Below are 26,958 nucleotides of genomic sequence, written 5' to 3'. Positions count from 1 at the left end.
GTTCACAGGAGGTCCGCCGTCCGGGCCGCCGCACCCAGGACCTCGCGGAGCATCTCGGCGGTGAGCCGCCCGGTGAAGGTGTTGCGCTGGCTGACATGGAAGCAGCCGAAGAGGTCGATGCCGTCGAGCGGGACGCGGGCGCCGTGGGCGAAGGCGGGGCGGGGGCGCGGCACCGTCCAGCCGGCCGCCGCGAACGCGGGCAGCGCGGCCTGCCAGCCGAAGGCGCCGAGGACGACGACCGACCGGAGGGTGGGGCGCAGCAGGTGCAGTTCCTGGACCAGCCAGGAGCGGCAGGTGTCCCGTTCGCCGGGGGTCGGCTTGTTGGCGGGCGGGGCGCAGTGCACGGGCGAGGTGATCCGCACCCCGTGCAGTTCCAGTCCGTCGTCGGCGGACACCGCCGTGGGCTGCGAGGCGAGCCCCAGGTCGTACAGCGCCCGGTAGAGGACGTCGCCGGAGCGGTCGCCGGTGAACATGCGGCCGGTGCGGTTGGCCCCGTGCGCGGCCGGCGCCAGGCCCACGATCAGCAGCCGGGCGTCCGGAGGGCCGAACCCCGGCACCGGCCGGCCCCAGTACGTCCAGTCGGCGAACGCGGCCCGCTTGGTGCGGGCCACCTCCTCCCGCCACTCCACCAGGCGCGGGCAGGCCCGGCACTCGCTGATCCGCCCGTCGAGCGCGGCGAGACTGCCGCTGTCCGTGTCCATAGCCCTGCCCCTGCCCATGGCTCCACCGTAAATTCGTACGGCGCGCGCGGCTCGGGCGGCTAAGGTCGGAGCCATGGCTTCCGAGGACGACATGGACCGTGGGCAGGACGGGGGCGGGGAGGGTTCCGCCGCACCGTCCTCGACCGCCGTGGACCCCAAGGTCGCCGCCGCCGTCGCCGCCGCGGAGGCGGCCGGTCCGGCGAGCGGTGAGAGCGTGCGGATCGACAGCTGGATCTGGGCCGTCCGCCTGGTCAAGACGCGCTCCGTCGGCGCCACCGCCTGCCGGGGCGGCCACGTCCGGGTGAACGGCGAGCGGGTCAAGCCCGCCCACTCCGTCCGCGTCGGCGACGAGGTGCGGCTGCGGGGCGCCGAGGGGCGCGAGCGAATCGTCGTCGTCACCCGGCTGATCCGCAAGCGCGTCGGCGCTCCCGTGGCCGTGCAGTGCTACATCGACAACTCCCCGCCGCCCCCGCCCCGCGAGGCCGTGGCGCCCGTCGCCGTCCGCGACCGGGGCGCCGGCCGCCCCACCAAGCGGGACCGCCGGGAGCTGGAGCGTCTGCGCGACATGGGCGGCCTCGACGGCCCGAGCGGCCCCTCTGGCCGCCCGCGGAACAGCCGCTGACGCTTCCCCAGCTTCGGCCGGGCAAGCCGTCCACGTTCCGGCCCTCCACCGGGCGAGCCGTCCGCCGCTCCGGGCTTCCGCCGGGCGGGCCGTCTTCCCAGCCTCCGCCGGGCGGGCCGCCTGGTATCCCGGGCTTCCGGCGGGCGAGCCCTCTTCCCGGCTTCCGCCGGGCCGGCCGTCCACCTTCCGGGGCCTCCGCCCGACGAGCCGCCCACCGCCCCGGCTTCTTCCGGGCGAGCCGCCCGCCATCCCGGGCCTCCGCCAGGCGAGCCGTCTTCCCGGGTTCCGCCGGGCGTCCCACCGTGGGCCTCTTCCGCCGGTGGGCCGTCCCCGCCGGTGCGTGGCTGCGGCGAGCTGGTCATGCGCGGCGCAGCAGCAGGCGCAGCAGTTCCTTGTTGTGCTCGCGGCGGGTCCAGGCGATGAGGGCGAGGGGGACGATCAGGCCGAGCGGGGTCGCCGCGTTCTCCCCGTCGAAGACGGTGAGCTGGACGACGAACGCCCCGACCATCAGCGCGCCCAGCGCCAGCGCCGCCACCGACTGGAGCACCGGGATCAGCAGGGCCACGGCCCCGGCCAGCTCCAGCGCGCCGATGGTGTACATGCCCGCGCTGCTCCAGCCCATCCGGTCGAAGGACTCCACCGCCGAGGGGTGCGCGATGAGCTTGGGCAGCGCGCTCGCCAGGCCGTAGAACAGGGCCAGCGCCACCTGGACGACGCGCAGGACGCGCAGTGCGGCGGACGGAGCGACGGTGGAAGCGGCGGTCTCGGACATGGGGTCCTCCGGGGAGCGGTGTGTCGTCGTGCTGTCGCAGAGGTGGACCGGCCCGCACCGCGAAACTCATCGCACGGGCACCGCCCGCACCCAGGTCCCGTCGTCGGTCAGACATCTGTCGAGCCGCAGTCCCGCCTCCGCCAGCGCCTCCTCGAACTGCCGCGGGCTCAGCGGCCGGGAGAGGAACGTATGAGTCCAGACGGCGTCCGGGAACTCGTACTCCGCGCGGACCGAGTTCACTCCGTCGCCGACCGGCTCGGCCGACAGGATCCGCACTGTGCACCCCGCGGAGTCCAGCCGTTCGCGCGGCAGGTTCGTGTGGTAGTCCGCGCCCTCCCGCTGGATCAGCACACAGCCGTCCTCGGCGACATGCCGTGCGCAGGCGCGCAGCAGACCGCGTCGCACCTCCGGGTCGCCCGCGTGCACGAGGAACGACGCGAGCATGACGACGTCGAAGGTCTCCCCCAGCTCCAGGTCCTCGATCGGGCCGCATATGGTCCGCGCGCCCCGCACCCGCTCCAGCATCTCCGGTGACTCGTCCACCGCCGTGACGGTGAAGCCGCGCTCCAGCAGCGGGTGGGTCACGCGGCCCACGCCGCAGCCCAGTTCCAGGATGTGCGCGCCCGCCGGCACGGCCGCGGCGATGACGTCCGGCTCGTCCCGCACACTCATGCGGCTGTACAGCTCGACCGCACAGCCGTCCGGTGTGATCGGCCCCGGTCCCGTGCCCTGATATCCCTGACGCCTCTTCAGTTCCATGTCCGGAGAACGGCCCGCGCCCGGACGCCCGTTCCCGTCTCGCACACCTTCACCCGTACGAGTGAGCGAGGGCCGCCCGAGGAGTACGTTGCAGAGAGGAGTGGTGAGTGGCGATGCGTACCGGCAGTGAGCCGACGACCGCGCGCAGTGCTCTGCGGGCGCGGTTGTGGCTGAGTGTGTGGGGCCTGGTCTGGGCGATGTTCGGCACGGCCGCGTTCACGCTGGTGGGGCGGCCCGGGTGGGCGGCGGCCTGCGGTGTGCTGTGGCTGGTGATCGCGGTCGACTTCACGCTGATCGTCCGGCATCTGCGGCAGGGCCCGCACTACCAGCCGGGCCGCGACGTCCCGCCGTACCGGCCGCCCGATCACCGACGCCCGTAAAGCCGAGGCCGTGGCCGTGCACAGGCGGGCCGACGGCGGGTCAGGTGTCGAAGCGGGCGCGCTGGAGGTACTCCGGGTTCGGGTCCAGCGCCGCGGCCAGCCGGAAGTGCCGTTTGGCCTGGTCGGGGCGGCCCTGGCGTTCGTAGGTGCGGCCGAGCGCGAAGTGGGCGTACGCGTTGTCCGGCTCGCGCTCCAGGACGACGGCGAACTCCAGCTCGGCGGGTCGGAGCTGCGCCGCGGCGAAGAAGGCACGCGCGCGCAGCAGCCGGGCCGCCGTGTTCTCCGGGTGCGCGGCGATGACCCGGTCGAGCAGCTTCACCGCGCCCCGCGGGTCCCGCGCGGCGAGCAGTTGCTCGGCGGCACGGAAGTCGATGACATGCGTTTCCGGAGTACGTCCGGTCGAACCGCTGGTGTCGGGCACAGCAAAGTCCTTCCCTCGCTGCGAGGGTTCAACGCCCCGTCCCGCCACCGCTATTCCGGGCGGCGGCGGTCAGGCGGAACGCGCCCGCCGCACGAGGTCGTCCCAGACCTGGTCCACCCTCTGGCGCAGCTCCTCCAGCGGTACGTCGTTGTCGATGACCACGTCGGCGATCTCCCGGCGCTTCTCGCGCGTCGCCTGCGCGGCCATGCGGGCGCGGGCGTCCTCCTCGGTCATGCCGCGCAGCCGTACGAGGCGGTCGAGCTGGGTCTCGGGGGCGGCGTCGACCACGATCACCAGGTCGTACAGCGGGGCGAGGCCGTTCTCGGCCAGGAGCGGGACGTCGTGGACGACGACGGCGTCCTCGGCGGCGGACTTCTCCAGCTCGCGCGAGCGGGCCCCGACCAGCGGGTGCACGATCGAGTTCAGCACGGCCAGCTTGTCCGGGTCGGCGAAGACGATCGAGCCCAGCTTGGGCCGGTCCAGGCTGCCGTCCCCGGCGAGCACGTCCGGCCCGAAGGCCTCGACGACCGCCGCCAGGCCGGACGTGCCCGGGGCGACGACCTCGCGTGCGATACGGTCGGCGTCGATCAGTACGGCCCCGTGCTCCACGAGCAGCCGCGACACCTCGCTCTTACCGGCTCCGATGCCCCCGGTCAGGCCCACGGACAGCATGACCGCGCCTCCACCTCATCACCCCCGCCGGCGCGGGGAGAACTTGCCAGCCCCGGTAGACCCGGTCAGCCCCGCCGGGTCACCCCCGGCGACAGCGGGGGAACTCCTGGGACGCGGCCGGTCGGGAGTCTATCGGATCAGTTGTCGCCCTCCCGCTCGGCGAGGAACTTCTCGAACTCGCGCCCGATCTCGTCCGCGGAGGGGATCTCGACGGGTTCGGCGAGCATGTTGCCCCGGGTCTCGGCGCCCGCCGCCGCGTCGTACTGGTGCTCGAGGCCCTGGACGAGGGCGGTGAGTTCCTCGTCGCCCTCCCGGATCTGCCGCTCGATCTCGGTCTGGGTGCGGTGGGCGTCGTTGCGCAGGGCGTGGGCGAGGCTCGGCAGGACCAGGCCGGTGGCCGAGGTGATGGCCTCCAGGACGGTCAGCGCCGCGTCGGGGTAGGCGGAGCGGGCGATGTAGTGCGGCACGTGCGCGGCGACGCCCAGGACGTCGTGGCCGGCCTCCATCAGCCGGTACTCCAGCAGCGCCTCGACGCTGCCCGGCACCTGCGCCTCCTCGAAGGGGCTGCGGTGGCCGGGGACCAGTTCGCTGCGGTTGCCGTGCGGGGTCAGGCCCACCGGGCGGGTGTGCGGGACGCCCATGGGGATGCCGTGGAAGTTCACCGACAGGCGCACGCCGAGCCGCTCCACGATCTGCCGCACGGCGGCCGTGAACCGCTCCCACTCCACGTCCGGCTCGGGGCCGGACAGCAGCAGGAAGGGCGCGCCGGTGGCGTCCTGGACGAGGCGCACCTCGATGGTGGGTTCCTCGTAGTCGGTCCAGCGGTCGCGCTTGAAGGTCAGCAGCGGGCGGCGCGCCCGGTAGTCGACGAGCCGGTCGTGGTCGAACCGCGCCACGACCTGGTGGGGAAGCGAGTCGAGCAGTCCGTCGACGATCTGGTCGCCGGTCTCGCCCGCGTCGATGTATCCGTCGAAGTGGTAGAGCATGACCAGGCCGGCCGACTCCTGGGCGAGCGCCATGTCGACGACTGCCAGGCCCTTCGGCTCCCATGCGTACAAACCCTGCGGATCAAGCACTGTGACCGCCCCTCCTCGTATTCGTAGGTTCACAACGAGGAACGAGACGCGGGCATTCCCCTCCCGGGAGGGTTCACTCGGGGAAACGCCCGGGGGCCGGGCGGGCTCCCGCGCGGCGGCCCGTGGCGCACAACGGCCGCGGCCCGCACCCCGATGGGGTGCGGGCCGTGGTCATCGGCTGCTAGTGCCTAGCGGCGAGCGCTCAGCTCTGGCCGCCGGCCAGCTTCTCGCGCAGCGCGGCGAGCGCCTCGTCCGAAGCCAGCGCGCCGGAGGTGTCGCCGCCCTCGGAGGAGTACGAACCGCCGGACGCGGCCGGAGCGGCGGCCTCGCCACCCTCGGCAGCGGCCTGGGCGTCCGCCTCGCGGGACTTGATGACCTGCGCCTGGTGCTGCTCGAAGCGAGCCTGCGCCTCGGCGTACTGGCGCTCCCACTCCTCGCGCTGCTTCTCGTAGCCCTCGAGCCAGTCGTTGGTCTCGGGGTCGAAGCCCTCGGGGTAGATGTAGTTGCCCTGGTCGTCGTAGGACGCGGCCATGCCGTACAGGGTCGGGTCGAACTCGACCGCCGTCGGGTCGGCACCGAAGGACTCGTTGGCCTGCTTCAGCGAGAGGCTGATGCGACGGCGCTCGAGGTCGATGTCGATGACCTTGACGAAGATCTCGTCGTTGACCTGGACGACCTGCTCCGGGATCTCCACGTGGCGCTCGGCCAGCTCGGAGATGTGGACCAGACCCTCGATGCCCTCGTCCACGCGGACGAACGCACCGAACGGAACCAGCTTCGTGACCTTGCCGGGCACGACCTGGCCGATCTGGTGGGTGCGGGCAAACTGCTGCCACGGGTCTTCCTGGGTCGCCTTCAGCGACAGGGAGACGCGCTCGCGGTCCATGTCGACGTCCAGGACCTCGACCGTGACCTCCTGGCCGACCTCGACGACCTCGGAGGGGTGGTCGATGTGCTTCCAGGACAGCTCGGAGACGTGGACCAGACCGTCGACGCCACCCAGGTCCACGAAGGCGCCGAAGTTGACGATCGAGGAGACGACGCCGGAACGGACCTGACCCTTCTGGAGGGTCGTGAGGAACGTCTGGCGGACCTCGGACTGGGTCTGCTCCAGCCAGGCACGGCGGGACAGGACCACGTTGTTGCGGTTCTTGTCCAGCTCGATGATCTTCGCCTCGAGCTCCTTGCCCACGTAGGGCTGGAGGTCGCGGACGCGGCGCATCTCGACCAGGGAGGCCGGGAGGAAGCCGCGGAGGCCGATGTCGAGGATGAGACCACCCTTGACGACCTCGATGACGGTACCGGTGACGATCCCGTCCTCTTCCTTGATCTTCTCGATGGTGCCCCAGGCACGCTCGTACTGGGCGCGCTTCTTCGAGAGGATCAGGCGGCCTTCCTTGTCCTCCTTCTGGAGAACAAGGGCCTCGATCTCGTCACCGACGGCGACGACCTCGTTGGGGTCGACGTCGTGCTTGATCGAGAGCTCGCGGCTCGGGATAACGCCTTCGGTCTTGTAACCGATGTCGAGCAGGACCTCGTCCCGGTCGACCTTCACGATGACGCCGTCGACGATGTCGCCGTCGTTGAAGTACTTGATCGTCTCGTCGATCGCGGCGAGGAAGGCTTCCTCGTTACCGATGTCGTTGACCGCTACCTGCGGAGTGGTGGCGGTGGTCTCGGTGCTGCTCGTCATGTGGGAAAGGGCTCCGGTACGGACATTGAAGTCGTAGGTACTGCTTGCGCCAGGAGCCCGTTTCGCTCTGCAGAAGCCGGACAGCCAAAGAAGCACCACACAAAACCGCTGGTGGCGCCTCGAAAACCGAGGGGACATACAACAGACGCGAGCGCAGCCTGCTACGTCTGAGGAGCGCAGGCTCGCAGCGCAACTTGTAGCATACGGGGGCAGCCGGACAGGGTCAATGCGCGAAGCCGCACACGCGGGGCGGTTCGCCGCATATCCGGCGCAGAACCTTCCTCCCGAGGCCGTGCCGACGCCAGGACACCCCTTTCCGACGGCGCGCCCTGGGGGCGGGTTGGACGGAAGAGTACGACGAGGGAGCCGATCATCCAAGAGCCAGAGCCGTTCGAAACCTCCGAACCGGAGGCCACCCGCCGCGCGGCCGGCGTCACGGAGAGCGTCCGGGCCAACCGGGGCTGGTGGGACCGCAACGCCGACGAGTACCAGGTCGAACACGGCACGTTCCTCGGCGACGACCGTTTCGTGTGGTGCCCCGAGGGGCTGGACGAGGTGGAGGCGGAGCTGCTGGGCCCGCCGGAGGAGCTGAAGGGCCGGGACGTCCTGGAGATCGGCGCCGGCGCGGCGCAGTGCTCGCGCTGGCTGGCCGCGCAGGGCGCGCGCCCGGTGGCGCTGGACCTCTCGCACCGCCAGCTCCAGCACGCGCTGCGGATCGGCGGACCGTTTCCGCTGGTGTGCGCGGACGCGGCGGCGCTGCCGTTCGCGGACGGCTCCTTCGACCTGGCGTGCTCGGCGTACGGGGCGCTGCCCTTCGTCGCCGATCCGCGGCTGGTGCTGCGCGAGGTGCGCCGGGTGCTGCGGCCGGGCGGGCGGTTCGTCTTCTCGGTCACGCATCCCATCCGGTGGGCCTTCCCGGACGAGCCGGGCCCGGAGGGGCTGTCGGTGTCCTCTTCCTACTTCGACCGCACGCCGTACGTGGAGCAGGACGAGGAGGGCCTGGCCGTCTACGTCGAGCACCACCGCACGCTGGGCGACCGGATCCGCGACGTGGTGACCTCCGGTTTCCGGCTGGTGGACCTGGTCGAGCCGGAGTGGCCCGACTGGAACACCTCGGAGTGGGGCGGCTGGTCGCCGCTGCGCGGGCATCTGATCCCGGGCACGGCGATCTTCGTGTGCGAGCGGGACTGAGACCGCGCAGGACGAGCGGGACTGAGAACCCATAGGTGACGCGCGGGACTGAGAACTCATAGGTACTGAGAACTCATAGGGCAAGTGACGTCCGCCGGCGTACGACACTGGGGACGTGATCCGTTACGACGCTCTGGAGACGCTGCCCGTACGCGGCGCCCTGCCCGCGCTGGACGCCGCGCTGGAGGGGCACGGCACCGCCGTGCTCGTCGCACCGCCCGGCACCGGCAAGACGACGCTGGTGCCGCTGGCCCTGGCCGGGCTGCTGGGCGAGAGACCGGCACGGCGGGTGGTGGTGGCCGAGCCGCGGCGGATCGCGGCGCGGGCCGCCGCCCGGCGGATGGCGTGGCTGCTGGGCGAGAAGCCCGGCGGGAGCGTCGGCCACACGGTGCGCGGGGAGCGGGTCGTCGGGCGGGACACACGCGTGGAGGTCGTCACGACCGGTGTGCTGCTCCAGCGGCTCCAGCGCGACCAGGAGCTGTCCGGGGTGGACGCGGTGGTGCTGGACGAGTGCCACGAGCGGCATCTGGACGCGGACACCGCGGCGGCGTTCCTGTGGGACGTGCGCGAGACGCTGCGGCCGGAGCTGCGGCTGGTGGCCGCGTCGGCGACCACGGACGCGCAGGGCTGGGCGCGGCTGCTGGGCGGGGCGCCGGTGGTCGAGGCGGAGGGCGTGTCGCATCCGGTGGAGGTGGTGTGGGCGCCGCCCGCGCGCCCGGTGCGGCCGCCGCACGGACTGCGGGTGGACCCAGCTCTGCTGGCGCACGTGGCGGCGGTGGTGCGGCGGGCGCTGGCCGAGCGGACCGGGGACGTGCTGTGTTTCCTGCCGGGCGTCGGCGAGATCGCCCGGGTGGCCGGTCAGCTCGGCCACCTCGGCGAGGTGGACGTGCTCCAGGTGCACGGGCGTGCGCCGGCGGAGGTGCAGGAGGCGGTGCTCGCGCCGGGGCGGCGCCGCCGGGTGGTGCTGGCCACCTCCGTGGCGGAGTCGTCGCTGACGGTCCCCGGGGTGCGGGTGGTGGTCGACTCGGGGCTGGCGCGGGAGCCGCGGGTGGACCACGCGCGCGGGCTGAGCGCGCTGACGACCGTACGGGCGTCGCAGGCGGCCGGGCGGCAGCGGGCGGGGCGCGCGGGCCGTGAGGCGCCTGGGGCGGTGTACCGGTGCTGGGCGGAGGCGGAGGACGGGCGGCTGCCGCGGTTCCCCGCACCGGAGATCAAGGTGGCGGATCTGACCGCGTTCGCCTTGCAGGCGGCCTGCTGGGGCGATCCGGACGCCTCCGGGCTGGCGCTGCTGGACCCGCCGCCGGGCGGGGCGATGGCGGCGGCGCGGGACGTGCTGACCGCGGTCGGCGCGGTGGACTCCGCCGGGCGCGCCACCGAGCGGGGGATGCGGCTGGCGCGGCTGGGCGTGCATCCGCGGCTGGGGCGGGCGCTGCTGGACGCCTCCGGCGCGGGGGGCGGGGAGCGGGTCGCGGAGGTCGTCGCGCTGCTGAGCGAAGAGGCGCCGCGGGAGTACGGCGACGATCTCGCCGGGGCGGTGCGGGCCGCTCGCCGCGGGGGCGACGCGTACGCCTCACGGTGGCGGTCGGAGGTGCGGCGGCTGCGGGGTGCGGTGTCAGCAGCGTCGGGAGTCGCCCACTCACCCGCCCGTGACTCCGGTGCCGGGGTGACCGCGGGGGCGGGAGGCATAGAGGCGGGAGGAGGCGTGGGTCCGGCTACGCCGGCACCACGCCCCCCGGCCACCACCCTGCCCGGCACTGCACGGCCCGGCACCGCACGGCCGGATTCCGCTGTCGTCCCGACGGCCACAAGCACGGACTCTCCGCGCGTCGTGCCTGACCAGGGCGGACGGGGTTCGGACGAATGGGTCGCCGGGGTCGTGGGGGCGCTGGCGTTTCCCGAGCGCGTGGCCCGGTGGGACGGGGGGTCCTACGTGATGGCCTCCGGGACCCGGGCCGAACCCGCCGAGGGGTCGGCGCTGCGGGGCGTGCCCTGGATCGTGGTCGCCGTGGCCGATCGGCCGCTCGGCAGGGCGCACGCGCGGGTGCGGCTCGCCGCCGCGATCGACGAGGACATCGCCCGTTTCGCGGCCGGGGCGCTGTACGAGGAGCGGACGGAGGTCCACTGGTCCGGCGGGGACGTCGTCGCGCGGCGGGTCGAACGGCTCGGCGCGGTGGAGCTGACGGCGCGCCCCCTCGCCGACCCCGACCCCGCCCTCGTCCGCGCGGCGCTCCTCGACGGGCTGCGGCAGGAGGGCCTCGGGCTGCTGCGCTGGTCGGCGGAGGCCGAGGTGCTCAGACAGCGGCTGGCGTTCCTGCACCGGAGGCTCGGTGCGCCCTGGCCGGACGTCGGCGACGACGCGCTGCACGCACGCGTGGCGGAGTGGCTGGAGCCGGAGCTGAGCCGGGCCCGGCGGCGGGCGGACCTGGCGCGCATCGACGCCGGGCAGGCGCTGGCCCGGCTGCTGCCCTGGGCGTCGGGTGAGGCGGCCCGGCTGGACGAACTCGCCCCGGAGCGCATCACCGTCCCCAGCGGGTCCAGGGTCCGCGTCGACTACACCGACCCCGAGCAGCCCGTGCTCGCGGTGAAACTGCAGGAGATGTTCGGGCTGGACCGGTCGCCGGTCCTCGCCGGGACGCCGGTGCTCGTGCACCTGCTCTCCCCCGCGGGCCGGCCCGCCGCCGTCACCGCCGACCTCGCCTCCTTCTGGCGGGACGGCTACAAGGGCGTACGGGCGGAGTTGCGCGGCCGGTATCCGAAGCATCCCTGGCCCGAGGACCCGGCCGCCGCCGAGCCCACCCGGCACACCAACGCGCGGCTCAGACGCTGAGGGCGCGCCGACCGGGCACGCGGACGGCGAGGGGCGCCCGCCGTGGCGGAGGGCGCCCCCGGGTTCAGGTCCGTGCCGCGCGGATCACGAAGACGTCGAGGAACCGGTCGCCGACGGGCTCGGGGCGGTCGACGGGTCAGTGCCCGTGTCGGGGCTCTGGCTCTCGCCCTGGCTGGGGCTGGGGCTCGGCGAGGCGTCTGCGGGTGCGACCTTGAGTTCGACGGTCAGGGTCGCGCCGCCGGCGGTGGTCACGCGGAGCAGGAACGTGCCGGTGGTGTCGTCGGCGTACAGCTTGGGCAGCTTCAGCAGGCCCTTCGCGTCCGTGTGCAGGTCCGTCAGGGTGCGCACCGGCTTGCCGTCGGCGTCCTTGAAGTAGGGGCCCTTGGTGTTCTCGGTGGCGTCGTCGGCGGACTTGATCAAGGTGGCGGTGGCCGCGACCTTGTCGGCGACGGCGCCCTTGTAGGTGGCCTTCACCTCGACCTGGTCGGCGAACTCGCCGCCGGGGACGCAGGTGAGCGGGGTGTCGCCGGTGCGGGCGAGGGCGTCGGCAGCGCGCTCGGTGACGGTGGCCGTGTAGTCGAGGCCCGGCGTCGTGCGGCCGACGACCAGGGCGCGGACGGTGAAGGCGCCGGTCTTCTCGCCCGCCTGGAGCGCGGGCGCGACGGCGACGCCGGAGTCGTCGGTGACGACCGTGGCGACCTTCTCGCCGCCGGTGAAGGCGGCGTCGGTGTCGCCGGTGATCACGAACCGGACCCTGACCTTGGCGACGGACTTGCCGGTCTTCGTCTCGGCGCGGGCGCTGATCTTCTGCGTGAACGCGTCGCCCGCCATGGCGGTGAGCTTGGGCGTGCCCACGTCCTCGAGGTGGTCCACGATGTCGGTGCGGCTGGGCGGCGGGGTCGGCTTCGACGACGGGGGCGGGGTCGGGGACGTGCTCGTCCCGCCGCCGGGCTTGCCCGGGGTGCTCGGCTTCCCGGTACCGCCCGGGGTGCTCGGCCTGTCCGTGGCGGGGACCGACGGGGACGACGGCCGGGGGGTCGTCGTACCGGAGGTGCCGGGTGTGCCGCCCGCGCCGGGGCGCTCGGACGGGACGGTGCCGGTGCCGTCGGGGATGGAGTGGGTGCCCCGGCGGTAGTACTCCATCCAGGACAGGACGGTGTTCAGGTAGTCCTGGGAGGCGTTGTAGCTGAGGATCGCGCTGCGCAGGTCGCGGGCGTCGGACAGGTCCCAGCCGAACCGGCACAGGTAGTGGCCGGTGGCGAGGGCCGCGTCGTAGACGTTGTTGGGGTCCTTCTTGCCGTCGCCGTTGCCGTCCCGGCCCGCCCACTTCCAGGTGGAGGGGATGAACTGCATGGGACCGACCGCGCGGTCGTAGGTGCTGTCCCCGTCGTAGGCGCCGTGGTCGGTGTCGCTGATGTGGGCGAAGCCGACGCCGTTGAGGGCCGGGCCGAGGATCGGGGTGATCGTCGTGCCGTCGGCGGTGACGCGGCCGCCGCCCGCGTGGCCGGACTCCACCTTGCCGATGGCGGCGAGCAGTTGCCAGGGCAGGTTGCAGCCCGGCTTGGCGGTGCGGAGTTCGGCCTCCGCCTTCTTGTAGGCGGCGAGCACGGTGGCGGGTATGCCGGCCTCGGAGGGCGTGTCGGTGACCGGGACGCCGACGGCGGTGCTGGGCGCGGGGCTGGGGCTGTTGAGCGGGGGAAGCGCCGTGTAGTAGTGCGAGTTGCCCGTCGCGGTGTCACCGGCCGGGGGCTGCTGGTCGGGGGTGGGCGTCGCGCCGGCGGTGGTCGGTCTTCCCTGGTCCTCGACCGTCACGCCGGGGGCCTCGGAAGCGGAGAGCGCCGCGACGGCCACCGCGGCCACGGCCGTGGTGGCCGCCCCCTTGTAGAGCCTCCTGCCGAAATGCGCCGCCATGGAGTGAACCCCTCCCGTGGACGCCGAGCGTCCGTCCGTGCCTGCCTGTTCGCCCTGTTGTGACGGTTGACCCGCGGTACTGGTTGCCCTCGTGGAGCGTTTTGGGTGGACGACCCAGGTGACCCTACGACAACTTCCTTTCCGAGGGGACCGGTTGGCGCCCGGTTTTCACCGATTGGCCACTTGCTGTTGCGCGGGGTGCGGTGATCGCGGGTCCCGCATACTGGGCGGCACCGATCGACGGGCCGCCGGGGCCGGTCATATCGCCTGCCTGGGAGACGTGTTGCCGTTCACCTTGAGTCATGCGGCGGCCGTGCTGCCGGCGGTGCGCGGGGACGGCACCGGGCGGGGCCGGCTGACGCCCGCGCTGCTCGTCGCGGGTTCCTTCGCGCCGGACATGACCTATTACGCGGCGAGTGTCGTACCCGGGGCGATGGAGTTCGGCACGGTGACGCACTCCTTCGCCGGGGTCTTCACGGTGGACGTGCTGACCGCCTGGGTGCTGGTGGCGGCGTGGCTGCTGGTGCGCGAGCCGCTGGTGGCGCTGTTGCCGCCCGCCCGCCAGGGGCGCTGGGCGGCGCTGACGCGGTGCGGGGCGCCCCGCGCGCGCGTGCGGCCCGCCTCGCTGATGTGGTGGTACGTCTCGGCGGCGCTGGGCGCGCTGACGCATGTGGTGTGGGACGCGTTCACGCACTTCGACCGGTGGGGGATGCGGGTGTTCCCGGTGCTGGGCCGGCCGCTGGCGGGCGCGCCGCTGTACTGGTACCTCCAGTACGGCGGCTCGGCGGTCGCGGCGGTGGTGATCGTCGCGTTCGTGGTGCGCGTGCTGCGGCGGACGCCGGCGGGCGAGCCGCGCGGGGTGCCCGTCCTGTCGTCGCGGGGCCGGTGGCGGGCCGCGGCCGTGATCGGCGGCTGCGCGGGCGCGGGGGCGGTGCGGCGGGTGGCGCTGTGGTGGGGCGGGCGCGGGCCGTCGGCGGATGTGCGTGACCTGGTGCCGGTGCTGTGCTTCGGCGCGGGCTCCGGGCTGGTGGTGGGGCTGCTGGCCTACGCCGCCGGGGTCAGGGTGTGGCGTCCGGCCGTCCGGGTCCGCGACGGGGGCGGTGCGGGTGCCGCGGGGGACGGTCCGGACGCGGCCGGCGTTGCGGCGGGCCGCTCGGCCGGTCCGCGGCCGGAGGCGCCGCGACGAAGACCGTGACGGTGCGCACGGGGCCGGGTCTCGGCAGGCGGGCGAGGAACAGGGCGACGTAGCCGCGGGTCAGGTCCGCCCACAGGCGCCAGGGCAGCGGCTCGCGGGGCGCGAGGCGACGGCGCAGGCCGCTCGCGGTGCGGCGCAGGGGGGCCGCGAGGTCGGTGGGGACGCGGGCGGTGCTTGCACCGGCCGCGAGGGCCGGGACCGGCGGGAGCGGCGCGGCGGGGGCCGCGCCGACGGTTGTCTGGGATACCGCCGGCCGGTGGTTGAGCATGCGTATACCCATGCCCGCATCCTGTCGGCCCGTCCTGCGGCCTGCGTCTCTGCGGGGGCCACGTGAGTGACGGCCCGCCCGGGCCGCAGGCCCCGGAAACGACCCGCCGGCCTTGGGAGGACGGGGCTGTCGGGCCTTGGCGGGGCGGGGCAGGTGAGGGCGGGAGGAGTGCGGGCGCGGCGGATGCCGGGCCGGGGGGACGACCGGCCCGGCCGGGGCGCGGTGCCCGCCGGGGCGCGGTGCCCGCCGGGGCGCGGTGCCCGCCGGGGCGCGGTGCCCGCCGGGCGTCGGCGGGGAGCCGCACGCCCGGCGGGGGTGCCTCCGCCCATCAGAAGCGGGGGCCGCGCGCCCGGCGGGGGATGCCCTCCGCCCGTCAGCTCGGGCCCCCTTGAAGAAACAAGCCGTCCGTCCGGACGGGAGCGCGCGCCGGCACCGGCCCGCCGTGCTGCACCCCCGCTGCCGAAGGCCGCCTGGCCCGGCCCGGCCGGGCGGCCGGTGGCCCGGGGCGGCCGGGCGGCCGGTGGCCCGGGGCGGCCGGGCGGCCGGTGGCCCGGGGCGGCCGGGCGGCCGGTGGCCCGGGGGCGGCCGGTGGCCCGGGGTGGCCGCCGACCCCGGGGCGTCGGCGGGGTGCCTGGCGTCGTCGCCCGGCGGCCCAGGCGCCCCGCTCCCCTTCGTCGTGGCTAGTGCGCTGCCGACTCCCAGTCCGGGCCCACTCCGACCGAGACGTCCAGCGGTGCGCGGAGCTGGACCGCGCCGGACATCTCGCGGCGGACGATCTCCTCCGTCGCCGCACGCTCGCCCGGGGCGATCTCCAGGACGATTTCGTCGTGGACCTGCAGGAGCATGCGGGACTTGAGGTCGGCCTCGCGCAGCGCCCGGTCCACGTTCAGCATGGCGATCTTGACGATGTCCGCCGCCGTGCCCTGGATCGGCGCGTTCAGCGCCATCCGCTCGGCCGCCTCGCGGCGCTGGCGGTTGTCGCTGTTGAGGTCGGGCAGATAGCGGCGGCGGCCGAACAGCGTGGCCGTGTAGCCCGTGGCGCGCGCCTCGTCGACCGCGCGGCGCAGATAGTCGCGTACGCCGCCGAACCGCTCGAAGTAGGCGTCCATCAGCGCGCGGGCCTCGGCCGCCTCGATGTTCAGCTGCTGGGACAGGCCGAAGGCCGACAGCCCGTACGCCAGGCCGTACGACATCGCCTTGATCTTGCGGCGCATCTCCGCGTCCACCGCGGACCGGTCGACGCCGAAGACCTGCGAGGCGGCCGTGGTGTGCAGGTCCTCGCCGGAGGTGAACGCCTCGATCAGACCCGCGTCCTCGGACAGGTGGGCCATCACCCGCAGCTCGATCTGGCTGTAGTCGGCGGTCATCAGCGACTCGAAGCCCTCGCCCACCACGAAGCCGCGGCGGATGGCCCGGCCCTCGTCGGTGCGGACCGGGATGTTCTGGAGGTTCGGGTCGGTGGAGGACAGTCGGCCGGTCGCGGCGACGGTCTGGTTGAACGTGGTGTGGATCCGGCCGTCCGCCGCGATCGTCTTGATCAGGCCCTCGACGGTGACGCGGAGCTTGGCCTGCTCGCGGTGGCGGAGCATGATCACCGGCAGCTCGTTGTCCGTCTGGGCGGCGAGCCAGGCCAGGGCGTCGGCGTCGGTGGTGTAGCCGGTCTTGGTCTTCTTGGTCTTCGGCAGGGCCAGCTCGCCGAAGAGGACCTCCTGGAGCTGCTTGGGCGAGCCGAGGTTGAACTCGTGCCCCGCCGCCGCGTGCGCCTCCTTCACGGCCTGCTGCACCGCGCCGGCGAACATCTGCTCCATGGCTTCGAGGTGCGCCCGGTCGGCGGCGATGCCGTGCCGCTCCATGCGGGCCAGCAGCGCGGAGGTGGGCAGCTCCATGTCGCGCAGCAGATCGGCCGCGCCGACCTCTTCGAGACGGCCCTCGAACACCTCGCCGAGGTCGAGGATCGAGCGGGCCTGGATCATCAGCATCTCGGCCTCGGCGGCCTCGTCCGCGCCGAAGGCGAGCTGGCCGTCGGCCGCGGCGGCGGGCGCCAGCTCGCGGTGCAGGTACTCCAGGGACAGCGCGTCCAGCGCGAAGGAGCGGCGGCCCGGCTTGACCAGGTAGGCGGCGAGCGCGGTGTCCATGCGGACGCCGTCGACGCTCCAGCCGTGCTCGGCGAGGACCCGCATCGCGCCCTTGGCGTCGTGGAACACCTTGGGGCGGTCCGCGTCGGCCAGCCACGCCGCGAACGCGGTCTCGTCCGTCTCGTCCAGCTGCGCGGGGTCGAACCAGGCCGCGCTGCCGTCGGCGGCGGCGAGCGCCACCTCGGCGACCGAGCCCGCGCCGAGCGCCCAGGCGTCGACCGTGGCCACGCCCAGCGTCCCGGCGCCGTGCTCGGCCAGCCAGGGGGCCAGCTCGCCGGTGCCGAGGACCGTGCCGTCCAGCTCCACGCCGTCCGCCGCGATCGGGGTGGCCTCGGCCTCCTCGGCGCCCGGGTCGACGGCGAAGAGCCGCTCGCGCAGCGAGGGGTTGCGGATCTCCAGGGAGTCCAGGAGCGTGGCGACGGCCTTGCGGTCGTACGCCGTCCTGGCGAGGTCGGCGACCGTCCTGGGCAGCTCGACGTTCCGCTCCAGCTCCGTGAGGCGGCGGTTGAGCTTGACGGACTCCAGGTGGTCGCGGAGGTTCTGCCCGGCCTTGCCCTTGACCTCGTCGGCACGCTCGACCAGCTCGGCGAAGGAGCCGAACTGGTTGATCCACTTCGCGGCGGTCTTCTCGCCGACGCCGGGGATGCCGGGCAGGTTGTCGGACGGGTCGCCGCGCAGCGCCGCGAAGTCCGGGTACTGCGCCGGTGTCAACCCGTACTTCTCGACGACCTTCTCCGGGGTGTACCGGGTCAGCTCGGAGACGCCCTTGGTGGGGTACAGCACCGTGGTGTGCTCGGAGACCAGCTGGAAGGAGTCGCGGTCGCCGGTGACGATCAGCACCTCGAAGCCCTCGGCCTCGGCCCGGGTGGCGAGGGTGGCGATGATGTCGTCGGCCTCGAAGCCCTCGACGGCGAAGCGCTCGGCGTGCATGGCGTCCAGCAGCTCACCGATCAGCTGGACCTGGCCCTTGAACTCGTCGGGCGTCTTGGAGCGGTTCGCCTTGTACTCCGTGAACTCCTCCGAGCGCCAGGTCTTGCGGGACACGTCGAACGCGACCGCGAAGTGCGTGGGCTCCTCGTCACGCAGCGTGTTGGCCAGCATCGACGCGAAGCCGTAGATCGCGTTCGTCGGCTGGCCCGTCGCGGTGGTGAAGTTCTCCGCGGGCAGCGCGAAGAACGCGCGGTAGGCCAGCGAGTGCCCGTCCATGAGCATCAGCCGGGGACGGGTACCGCCGGAGGTCTTGTCGGTCTTCTTCGATGCTGTCTCTGCCACGTCCCCGATCCTGCCACGGACCACTGACAGCCGTGACGCACCCGCTCCCGGGCCCGGCCGCCCGCCGCCGGCCGGCGGGCGGGGACGGCGCGCGCCCGCGGACCGGCCGCGCTCCGCGCTCCCCCGCCCCGCAAGCTAAGGTCCCGCTCCCTCCGCCGCCCGGCCCGCGGCGTTGTCGGTGGTGCGTGGGAGGATCGGAGGACTCCTGGCGGACGGGCCGCCGGAGGACACCACACGCGCGGCACGCACCGTGTGCGCCGTCGAAGGGGAGGGTGCGATGGCCACGAAACCGCCCAAGGGCGATCCGGTCCAGGACGCGCCGCAGGTCGCCGAGCCCCAGCACGCGGCGGCGGGGCTCCCGGCCATCGGGCACACCCTGCGCATCGCCCAGCGGCAGATGGGGGTGCGCCGCACCGCGCTGACCCTGCTGCGGGTCAACCAGAAGGACGGCTTCGACTGCCCGGGCTGCGCCTGGCCCGAGCCCGAGCACCGGCACACGGCGGAGTTCTGCGAGAACGGCGCGAAGGCGGTCGCCGAGGAGGCCACCCTGCGCCGGGTCACCCCGGAGTTCTTCGCCGCGCACTCCGTGGCCGACCTGGCGGGCCGCAGCGGCTACTGGCTCGGCCAGCAGGGGCGGCTCACCCACCCCATGTACCTGCCCGAGGGCGCCGATCACTACGAGCCGGTGACCTGGGAGCGCGCCTTCGACATCGTCGCCGAGGAGATCGCCGCCCTCGCCTCCCCCGACGAGGCCGTCTTCTACACCTCGGGCCGCACCAGCAACGAGGCCGCGTTCCTCTACCAGCTGTTCGCCCGCGAGCTGGGCACCAACAACCTGCCCGACTGCTCCAACATGTGCCACGAGTCCTCCGGCTCGGCGCTGTCGGAGACGATCGGCGTCGGCAAGGGCAGCGTCCTGCTGGACGACCTCCACCAGGCCGACCTGATCATCGTCGCCGGCCAGAACCCGGGCACCAACCACCCCCGTATGCTCTCCGCCCTGGAGAAGGCCAAGGCGAACGGCGCGCGGATCATCAGCGTCAACCCGCTGCCCGAGGCGGGCCTGGAGCGCTTCAAGAACCCGCAGACCCCCAAGGGACTTGCGGCCGGCGCCGCGCTCACGGACCTGTTCCTGCAGATCCGCATCGGCGGCGACCAGGCCCTCTTCCGCCTCCTCAACAAGCTGATCCTCGACACCGAGGGCGCCGTCGACGAACTGTTCGTGCGCGAGCACACCCACGGCTTCGAGGAGTTCGCCGCGGCCGCCCGCGCCGCCGACTGGGACGAGACGCTGCGGGCGACCGGCCTCACGCGCGCGGAGATCGACCGGGCCTTCGAGATGGTCCTCGCCTCCCGGCGCACGATCGTGTGCTGGGCGATGGGCCTGACCCAGCACAAGCACTCCGTGCCCACCATCCGCGAGGTCGTCAACTTCCTGCTGCTGCGCGGCAACATCGGCCGTACGGGCGCGGGCGTGTGCCCGGTGCGCGGCCACTCCAACGTGCAGGGCGACCGCACGATGGGCATCTTCGAACGCCCCGCGCCGGCCTTCCTGGACGCGCTGGAGAAGGAGTTCGGCTTCGCGCCGCCGCGCGAGCACGGCTACGACGTGGTCCGGGCGATCCGCGCCCTGCGCGACGGCGAGGCCAAGGTGTTCTTCGCGATGGGCGGCAACTTCGTCTCCGCCTCCCCCGACACCGACGTCACCGAGGCCGCCATGCGCCGGGCCCGGCTGACCGTGCACGTGTCGACCAAGCTCAACCGCTCGCACGTCGTCACCGGCGCGCGCGCCCTGATCCTGCCCACCCTCGGCCGCACCGAGCGCGATGTGCAGGCCGGCGGCGAGCAGTTCGTCACCGTCGAGGACTCCATGGGCATGGTGCACGCCTCGCGCGGCCGTCTGGAGCCCGCGAGCCCCCGCCTGCTGTCCGAGCCGGCCATCGTGGCCCGGCTGGCCCGCCGGGTGCTCGGCGCGGACAGCGTGGTGCCGTGGGAGGAGTTCGAGCGGGACTACGCCGCGATCCGCGACCGGATCGCCCGCGTCGTGCCCGGCTTCGAGGACTTCAACGCGCGCGTGGCCCGCCCCGGCGGCTTCGCGCTGCCGCACGCCCCGCGCGACGAGCGCCGCTTCCCCACGGCCACCGGCAAGGCCAACTTCACCGCCGCGCCCGTCGAGTACCCCGAGCTGCCCGAGGGCCGGCTGCTGCTGCAGACGCTGCGCTCGCACGACCAGTACAACACCACGATCTACGGCCTCGACGACCGCTACCGGGGCATCCGGGGCGGCCGGCGGGTGGTCCTGGTCAACCCCGAGGACGCGCGGGCGCTCGGGCTGGCCGACGGGTCGTACGTCGATCTCGTCGGCGAGTGGACGGACGGGGTGGAGCGGCGCGCCCCCGGCTTCCGGGTGGTGCACTATCCGACGGCCCGGGGCTGCGCGGCGTCGTACTACCCGGAGACGAACGTCCTGGTGCCGCTGGACGCCACCGCGGACACCAGCAACACCCCGGCCAGCAAGTCCGTCGTGGTGCGTCTGGAACAATCGGCCACTGACTGAGCGCTCGCTCAGTCGCACAGTGGCCGATCGACGACGACGGACGGAGCCGGTTCCATGGGCGAGCAGCACGACGTGAAGTTCCCGCAAGAGGTCATCGACGAGTACGCCGCGCTCGGCGTCGATCTGCCCGCCCTGTTCTCCGCCGGGCACCTCGGCACGCGGATGGGCGTCCAGATCTCGGAGGCGTCCGCCGAGCGCGTCGTCGCCACGATGCCGGTGGAGGGCAACACCCAGCCCTACGGACTGCTGCACGGCGGGGCCTCCGCCGTGCTGGCGGAGACGCTCGGCTCGGTCGGCGCGATGCTGCACGGCGGCAGTTCGAAGATCGCCGTGGGCGTCGATCTGAACTGCACCCATCACCGGGGGGTGCGCTCCGGCCTGGTGACGGGGGTGGCCACTCCGGTGCACCGGGGGCGCTCGACGGCGACGTACGAGATCGTGATCAGTGACGAGCAGGGCCGCCGGGTGTGCACTGCGCGGCTGACGTGTCTGCTGCGGGACGCGAACCCGGGCGACGCGGCTCAGGTGCCGGCGCCTGCGGCGGACTGAGCCTGGTCCCTCCGGCCGCGAAGTGCCCTTGCGGGCGGCGGTGCGATGGGGTGCGGCAGGTGCCCGGCGTGGACGGCAGTGGACGTCACTCGGGCAGGCACCGGAGTTCAGGGGCCGTGCCCACTCCCCCCAAGCTCTTGAAGAGCAGGGGAGCCCCATCGCCCTGCGGAACGCCTGTCCGAAGCGGCACGGGCCGCCGGGGCGGGGCGAGCGCCTGCCTGCGGCGGGCGCGGGGGCGGGCGCTCCGGCGGGCGGCTGACGCCGTGGCTGTCCGTTTCGTTGCCCGGGGGCCCTGTACGGCCTAGCTTCATCGCATGGGGACGCGTGGAGGCCCGCGGTTCCGGGCGGTGGTGCTCGGGAGCCGGCTCGCGCCGGTGCTTCTGGCGGGCGTGCTGTCGGGCGTGCTGTCGGCCGGCTGCGCCGGAACGGCGGCCACCGGACCCAGCCGCGCCCCGTCCCCGACACCACCCGCGCACCCGGCCTCGGGCCGCTCCCCGGCCCCGCCCTCGCCGTCACCTCGGGTGACATCCCCCGCGGAGCTGTGCGCCCGAGCCGTCGGGTACTGGGCGCGGAAGGTGCTGGACGACGACACCTACGGCGACTACCAGTCGATGGGGCTGTCCAACACGCAGTACGAGATCCTGCGCCGGGTCGTGGCCGCCGCCCGCCCGGTCCGGCAGCGTCAAGGGACGGACACCGCACAGCACTTGATCGACCGCCAGGCGCGTACGGACTGCGCAGAGCGGTACCGCGACGGCGCTTCCGGCAAGGGGCCCTGGCAGTGAGCGGCATCGGCCCCGTCGAGCCCGGCGAGGGCACCCGCGCACGGCACACCGGTCCGCCCGAAGACCCGTACGCCCCCTACGACTCGGCCACTCCTGACGACCAGTGCGCCCCGCGGGACCCGCACAGCGCGCACCACGCGCGCCACCCCCTCGCGCCCGCCCCGCCGTTCCGGCACCGCTCCCCCGCCGCACGCCTCCACGCACGCCTGCGTGCACGCCCGCGCGGACTCCTCCGCACCCGCCCCGGTGGCCGCCCCCGCCGGACGCTCCTCACCGCCGCCGTACTCGCCGCCCTCCTGACCTGCGGCGGTCTCCTGTACGCCGCCCGGGAGCAGCGACCCCCGCACCCCGCGCCGCCGTTGCCCGCGCCGCCGTACCCCTCGCAGGTGGTCGACGTCTCCTATCTGGACCCGGCGGCCACACCGCCCGGCGCACCGCCGGGCAGCTTCAGTTTCGCGCTGCTGGTGAGCGTGGAATCCGGGCCTCCGGTCACCGTGACCGCGTTGGACCAGCCGTATGCGGGACTTTCGCTGACCTCCGCGCCCCGCCCGCCTTTCCGGACGGCGGCGGGCACCGCACGCAAGATCGTCATCACCATGCATGTCATGGAATGCGGGAAAGTTCCGGAGAATGCCGGACTCCCTTTCCTGGATGTAACACTGCGTAATATTCGCGCAATGGAGGTCCAGAGTTTCATCCTGGGGTCACGCTATGCGCACGCCCTCTCGGAGGCGCTGCAGGTCGCCTGCGGCAACGTTTCCCGGTAATCACCAAAACACCTTACACACCTGAACGCAGCCGGGCGCGTCCTGCGGGTTCTCAGAATGCGGACGGGGCGAATCGGCCTGAATTCCGCTGTTCCACCCGCCGAGTACCGCTCTGCAATACGTCGTGTCATAACAAGAACGTCACAGCATTGGTCAGACTCTCCTCCCGGTTCCCCAGGCCCGCCTAGAGTCACCGCCAGTCACCGCACGGTCGGAAAATCTCTTCGGGCCGGCGCTCGACTCGGCCCCTTCCAGGGGGGAGGGCCGTGCAAGGGAAAGGACTGACCGTGCGTCAACGTTCGCTCATCGCCATCACCGCCGCGCTGGCTGCGGGAGCACTCACCCTCACCGCCTGTGGCTCCCGGGACGGGGACAAGGACTCCGGCTCCGGTGACGGCGGCGGCGGAACCACCGTCACCATCGGCGTCGACGCCCCGCTGACCGGAGACCTGTCCGCCCTCGGCCTCGGCATCAAGAACTCCGCCGACCTCGCCGTCAAGACCGCGAACAAGAAAAACTACGTCAAGGGCGTCACCTTCAAACTCGAGGCCCGTGACGACCAGGCCCAGCCTTCTTCCGGCCAGCAGAACGCCGTCACCTTCGTTTCCGACAAGAGCGTTCTCGGTGTCGTCGGCCCGCTGAACTCCTCCGTCGCCGAATCGATGCAGAAGGTCTTCGACGACGCGAAACTGGTCGAGGTCTCCCCGGCCAACACCGGCCCGTCCCTCACCCAGGGCCCCGACTGGCGCACCAAGAAGGTCCGCCAGCACCCGTCGTACTTCCGTACCGCGACCACGGACGCCATCCAGGGCCCGTTCGCCGCCCAGTACGTCTACAACGACGCCAAGAAGAAGAAGGTCTTCGTCATCGACGACAAGAAGACCTACGGCGCGGGCCTGGCCGGCACCTTCACCGAGGAGTTCAAGAAGCTCGGCGGCCAGGTCGTCGGCACCGAGCACATCAACCCGGACACCAAGGACTTCTCCGCGGTCGCCACCAAGGTGAAGAACTCCGGCGCCGACGTCGTCTACTACGGCGGCGAGTACCCGCAGGCCGGCCCGCTCAGCAAGCAGATCAAGGCCGCCGGCGCCAAGATCCCGCTGGTCGGCGGCGACGGCATCAACGACGCCACCTACGCCAAGCTGGCCGGCCCGTCCGCCGCCGGCGACCTCGCCACCTCCGTCGGCGCCCCGGTCGAGAAGCTCGACTCCGCCAAGCAGTTCGTGTCCGACTACAAGGCGGCCGGCTACAAGGAGGAGTACGCGGCCTACGGCGGCTACTCCTACGACTCCGCCTGGGCCATCATCGAGGCCGTCAAGAAGGTCGTCGACGACAACGGCGGCAAGCTCCCCGACGACGCCCGCGCCAAGGTCACCGAGGCCATGGCCAAGGTCTCCTTCGACGGTGTGACCGGCAAGGTCTCCTTCGACGAGTTCGGTGACGCGACCAACAAGCAGCTCACCGTCTACAAGGTCGACAACGGCGCCTTCGTGCCCGTGAAGTCGGGCACCTTCACCGGCTGACCCACACCCACACCGCTCAACAGCCGCGCGGGGCGTCGTTCCACTGGCGCCCCGCGCGGACTCACATCACGGTCACATCCGTCGAACGTCCGAAAGTCTCGGAGGACATGCGGTGAACGAACTGCCGCAGCAGCTGGTCAACGGCCTGCTACTGGGATCCATGTACGGGCTGGTCGCCATTGGCTACACGATGGTCTACGGCATCGTCCAGCTCATCAACTTCGCCCACGGCGAGATATTCATGACCGGCGCCTTCGGCGCCCTCACGGTCTACGTCTACATCCTGCCCGACGGCACCTCCATGTGGCTCGCGCTGCCCTGCATGCTCATCGGCGCGATCATCGTCGCCGTCCTGGTCGCCATCGGGGCGGAACGGTTCGCCTACCGGCCCCTGCGCTCCGCCCCCCGCCTCGCCCCCCTGATCACCGCCATCGGCCTCTCCCTCGCCCTGCAGCAGGCCGTATGGGCGTGGTACCCCGAAGCCAAGTCCGCCCGGCCCTTCCCGCAGATCCCCGGCGGCCCCTTCCACATCGGCAACGTCACCATCCAGACCGGTGATGTCTTCCTGCTGCTGGCCGCCCCCATCAGCATGGCCGTCCTCGGCTACTTCGTCATGAAGACCCGCACCGGACGCGGCATGCAGGCCACCGCCCAGGACCCCGACACCGCCAAGCTGATGGGCGTCAACACCGACCGCATCATCGTGGTCGCCTTCGCCCTCGGCGCCGCCTTCGCCGCCGTCGGCGGCCTCGCCGACGGCCTCAAGTACGGCCAGATCGACTTCAAGATGGGCTTCATCCTCGGCCTCAAGGCGTTCACCGCGGCAGTCCTCGGCGGCATCGGCAACATCTACGGCGCCATGATCGGCGGCCTCGTCCTCGGCGTCGCCGAGACCCTCGCCACCGCCTACATCGCCGACATCCCCGGCATGGACAAGTTCGGCAGCAACACCTGGGCCGACGTCTGGGCCTTCGTACTCCTCATTCTCGTGCTCCTCTTCAGGCCCCAGGGCCTGCTCGGCGAGCGCGTCGCGGACAGGGCGTGACACCGATGACCACACAGACCACCGCACCCGAGACCCCCAGCGCCCCCACCACCGGCGCACCCGCCACCGGCCTGATCGCCCTCCCCGAGCACATCGGCCGCGCCCTCGCCGCCGGCGGCGCCGTCCTCACCATCGTCGCCACCTTCCTCGCCTGGACCTGGACCGCCGAATTCCCCGGCGACCTCACCGTCTACGGCTACCCGGGCGGCCTCCAGGTCCTCGTCCTCGTCGGCGGCGCCCTCACCACCCTGTTCGCCCTCGCCTCCTACGGCGTCAAGGGCCTCGGCTGGCTCACCCCCGGCAGCGCCGACGCCGCGATCAAACTCGCCGCGCTCGCCACCTTCGCCACCGCCTGGTACACCGTCATCGCCATCAGCGCCGAACTCGGCGGCGTCGTCAACCTCGAACCCGGCGGCTACCTCGTCGCCGTCACCACCCTCGCCACCCTCGTCGGCGCCCTCGCCCTGCCCTTCCGGCGCCCCGAACCCGACCCCATCGACCCCGACAGCACCGGCTGGGAACACTTCCGGCACCGCCTCGCCCACGCCTGGGACACCACCAAGGCCGTCTTCGCCGCCGACGCCCCGCGCCCGGCGCGCACCCTGCCGTCCTACGCCGAGATCCTCATCATCGTCGCCATGATGGCGCTCGGCCTGACCGTCTTCACCTACGGCATCGGCACCCCCTACGACGAACTCTTCGTCGGCTTCCTGATCATGGCCGGCTTCGGCTTCGCCGCCCTCAACAAGGCCGGCCTCATCGCCCACGCCTCCCAGATCGCCGCCCGCCACCAGAACATCTCCGTCTGCGGCGCCTTCATCGCCGCCGCCCTCTTCCCCTTCACCCAGACCGACGACCAGTACGCCACCCTCGGCGTCTACATCCTCATCTTCGCCACCGTCGCCCTCGGCCTGAACATCGTCGTCGGCCTCGCCGGACTCCTCGACCTCGGCTACGTCGCCTTCCTCGGCGTCGGCGCCTACGCCGCCGCCCTCGTCTCCGGCTCCCCCAACTCCCCCTTCGACGTGCACTTCCCCTTCTGGGCGGCCGTCCTCGTCGGCGGCGCGGCCTCCCTCGTCTTCGGCGTCCTCATCGGCGCCCCCACCCTGCGCCTGCGCGGCGACTACCTCGCCATCGTCACCCTCGGCTTCGGAGAGATCTTCCGCATCACCGTCAACAACCTCGACGGCACCTCCGGACCCGACCTGACCAACGGCTCCAACGGCATCGCCTCCATCCCCAACCTCGACGTCCTCGGCTTCGACTTCGGCGCCCAGCACGACATCGGCGGCTTCACCATCGGCCGCTTCGCCAACTACTTCTTCCTGATGCTCATCATCACCGCCGTCGTCGTCCTCGTCTTCCGGCGCAGCGGCAACTCCCGCATCGGCCGCGCCTGGGTCGCCATCCGCGAGGACGAGACCGCCGCCCTCGCCATGGGCATCAACGGCTTCCGCGTCAAGCTCATCGCCTTCGCCGTCGGCGCCTCCCTCGCCGGCCTCGCCGGCACCGTCCAGGCCCACGTCACCTACACCGTCACCCCCGAGCAGTACCTCTTCGCCGGCGCCGTCCCGCCCAACTCCGCCTTCCTCCTCGCCGCCGTCGTCCTCGGCGGCATGGGCACCATCGCCGGCCCCCTCATCGGCGCCGCACTGCTCTTCCTCATCCCCAACAAGCTCCAGTTCCTCGGCGACTACCAGCTCTTCGCCTTCGGACTCGCCCTCATCCTGCTCATGCGCTTCCGCCCCGAGGGCATCGTCCCCAACCGGCGCCGCCAACTGGAATTCCACGAAGAGGCCGACGCGCCCGCGGTCCTCGGCAAGACAGGGGCCTGACC

21 protein-coding genes are annotated in these 26,958 nt (G+C 73.0%); 12 read left to right on the top strand and 9 right to left on the bottom strand.

All coding sequences use genetic code 11. The annotated features are described in order from the left end of the window. Positions 1–2: 2 nt before the first annotated feature. A complete protein-coding gene (locus K7787_RS06090; protein ID WP_043260673.1) occupies positions 3–701 on the bottom strand; it encodes a uracil-DNA glycosylase in 699 nt (232 codons plus the stop codon). Between the two features lie 73 nt (positions 702–774). Here K7787_RS06090 and K7787_RS06085 point away from each other — a divergent pair, with 73 nt between their 5' ends. Next, a complete protein-coding gene (locus K7787_RS06085; protein WP_223000700.1) occupies positions 775–1,323 on the top strand; it encodes an RNA-binding S4 domain-containing protein in 549 nt (182 codons plus the stop codon). Positions 1,324–1,681: 358 nt separating this feature from the next. Here K7787_RS06085 and K7787_RS06080 read toward each other — a convergent pair whose 3' ends face one another. Next, entirely contained in the window at positions 1,682–2,095 is a 414-nt protein-coding gene (locus K7787_RS06080) for a DoxX family protein (RefSeq protein ID WP_223000699.1), read from the bottom strand. 66 nt (positions 2,096–2,161) lie between these two features. Next, on the bottom strand, positions 2,162–2,854 hold the full coding sequence (locus K7787_RS06075) for a class I SAM-dependent methyltransferase (protein ID WP_164393479.1): 693 nt from the start codon (positions 2,852–2,854) through the stop codon (positions 2,162–2,164). A gap of 113 nt (positions 2,855–2,967) precedes the next feature. Between K7787_RS06075 and K7787_RS06070 the strand changes: the two genes are divergently transcribed. Continuing rightward, positions 2,968–3,234 carry a DUF6343 family protein gene (locus K7787_RS06070; protein WP_027758441.1) on the top strand — a complete coding sequence of 89 codons (267 nt, stop codon included), beginning with the start codon at positions 2,968–2,970 and terminating at the stop codon, positions 3,232–3,234. A gap of 40 nt (positions 3,235–3,274) precedes the next feature. Here the strand turns inward: K7787_RS06070 and K7787_RS06065 are convergent, their stop codons facing one another. The 4 genes from K7787_RS06065 to rpsA form a co-directional block, all read right to left on the bottom strand. After that, positions 3,275–3,655 carry a tetratricopeptide repeat protein gene (locus K7787_RS06065; protein WP_009188028.1) on the bottom strand — a complete coding sequence of 127 codons (381 nt, stop codon included), beginning with the start codon at positions 3,653–3,655 and terminating at the stop codon, positions 3,275–3,277. A gap of 69 nt (positions 3,656–3,724) precedes the next feature. Then, the gene (coaE, locus tag K7787_RS06060) at positions 3,725–4,327 is read right to left on the bottom strand and encodes a dephospho-CoA kinase (RefSeq protein WP_223000698.1); all 603 of its coding nucleotides are present in this window, start codon (positions 4,325–4,327) and stop codon (positions 3,725–3,727) included. A gap of 137 nt (positions 4,328–4,464) precedes the next feature. Beyond that, positions 4,465–5,403 (bottom strand): PAC2 family protein, encoded by a 939-nt coding sequence (locus K7787_RS06055; RefSeq protein WP_009188030.1) that lies wholly within the window; start codon positions 5,401–5,403, stop codon positions 4,465–4,467. A gap of 202 nt (positions 5,404–5,605) precedes the next feature. Beyond that, complete coding sequence (rpsA, locus tag K7787_RS06050) at positions 5,606–7,096, bottom strand: 30S ribosomal protein S1 (protein WP_009188031.1); 1,491 nt, start codon at positions 7,094–7,096, stop codon at positions 5,606–5,608. 372 nt (positions 7,097–7,468) lie between these two features. Between rpsA and K7787_RS06045 the strand changes: the two genes are divergently transcribed. Together K7787_RS06045 and K7787_RS06040 are read left to right on the top strand one after the other, a co-directional pair. Further along, positions 7,469–8,287 (top strand): class I SAM-dependent methyltransferase, encoded by an 819-nt coding sequence (locus K7787_RS06045; protein ID WP_043260674.1) that lies wholly within the window; start codon positions 7,469–7,471, stop codon positions 8,285–8,287. A 115-nt stretch (positions 8,288–8,402) separates the two neighbouring features. Continuing rightward, on the top strand, positions 8,403–11,114 hold the full coding sequence (locus tag K7787_RS06040; protein WP_223000697.1) for an ATP-dependent RNA helicase: 2,712 nt from the start codon (positions 8,403–8,405) through the stop codon (positions 11,112–11,114). A gap of 84 nt (positions 11,115–11,198) precedes the next feature. Here the strand turns inward: K7787_RS06040 and K7787_RS06035 are convergent, their stop codons facing one another. Continuing rightward, positions 11,199–13,025, bottom strand: a complete 1,827-nt coding sequence (locus K7787_RS06035) for a lytic transglycosylase domain-containing protein (protein WP_223000696.1) — start codon at positions 13,023–13,025, stop codon at positions 11,199–11,201. A 283-nt stretch (positions 13,026–13,308) separates the two neighbouring features. Between K7787_RS06035 and K7787_RS06030 the strand changes: the two genes are divergently transcribed. Beyond that, the gene (locus K7787_RS06030; protein WP_223000695.1) at positions 13,309–14,220 is read left to right on the top strand and encodes a DUF4184 family protein; all 912 of its coding nucleotides are present in this window, start codon (positions 13,309–13,311) and stop codon (positions 14,218–14,220) included. A 948-nt stretch (positions 14,221–15,168) separates the two neighbouring features. Here K7787_RS06030 and polA read toward each other — a convergent pair. After that, on the bottom strand, positions 15,169–17,895 hold the full coding sequence (polA, locus tag K7787_RS06025; protein WP_043260677.1) for a DNA polymerase I: 2,727 nt from the start codon (positions 17,893–17,895) through the stop codon (positions 15,169–15,171). Positions 17,896–18,172: 277 nt separating this feature from the next. Here polA and K7787_RS06020 point away from each other — a divergent pair, with 277 nt between their 5' ends. From K7787_RS06020 to K7787_RS05990, 7 genes are all read left to right on the top strand, one after another. Continuing rightward, the gene (locus tag K7787_RS06020; RefSeq protein WP_223000694.1) at positions 18,173–20,452 is read left to right on the top strand and encodes an FdhF/YdeP family oxidoreductase; all 2,280 of its coding nucleotides are present in this window, start codon (positions 18,173–18,175) and stop codon (positions 20,450–20,452) included. Positions 20,453–20,506: 54 nt separating this feature from the next. Continuing rightward, positions 20,507–21,001 carry a hotdog fold thioesterase gene (locus tag K7787_RS06015; protein ID WP_223000693.1) on the top strand — a complete coding sequence of 165 codons (495 nt, stop codon included), beginning with the start codon at positions 20,507–20,509 and terminating at the stop codon, positions 20,999–21,001. Between the two features lie 314 nt (positions 21,002–21,315). Next, positions 21,316–21,786, top strand: coding sequence for a hypothetical protein (locus tag K7787_RS06010; RefSeq protein ID WP_247720575.1), 471 nt, complete (start codon positions 21,316–21,318; stop codon positions 21,784–21,786). A gap of 386 nt (positions 21,787–22,172) precedes the next feature. Continuing rightward, on the top strand, positions 22,173–22,553 hold the full coding sequence (locus tag K7787_RS06005; protein WP_308036290.1) for a hypothetical protein: 381 nt from the start codon (positions 22,173–22,175) through the stop codon (positions 22,551–22,553). A gap of 287 nt (positions 22,554–22,840) precedes the next feature. Next, positions 22,841–24,076, top strand: coding sequence for a branched-chain amino acid ABC transporter substrate-binding protein (locus K7787_RS06000; RefSeq protein ID WP_009188039.1), 1,236 nt, complete (start codon positions 22,841–22,843; stop codon positions 24,074–24,076). Between the two features lie 112 nt (positions 24,077–24,188). Further along, positions 24,189–25,121: a branched-chain amino acid ABC transporter permease gene (locus K7787_RS05995; RefSeq protein ID WP_164391255.1), complete on the top strand. Its 933-nt coding sequence runs from the start codon at positions 24,189–24,191 to the stop codon at positions 25,119–25,121. 5 nt (positions 25,122–25,126) lie between these two features. Then, a complete protein-coding gene (locus K7787_RS05990; RefSeq protein WP_043260680.1) occupies positions 25,127–26,956 on the top strand; it encodes a branched-chain amino acid ABC transporter permease in 1,830 nt (609 codons plus the stop codon). The last annotated feature ends 2 nt before the right edge of the window (positions 26,957–26,958 follow it).

This window comes from Streptomyces sennicomposti (assembly GCF_019890635.1).
Lineage (GTDB): Bacteria > Actinomycetota > Actinomycetes > Streptomycetales > Streptomycetaceae > Streptomyces > Streptomyces sennicomposti.
The sequence above is the reverse complement of the archived record's forward strand: the minus strand, read 5'-3'. Positions and strand labels throughout refer to the sequence as shown.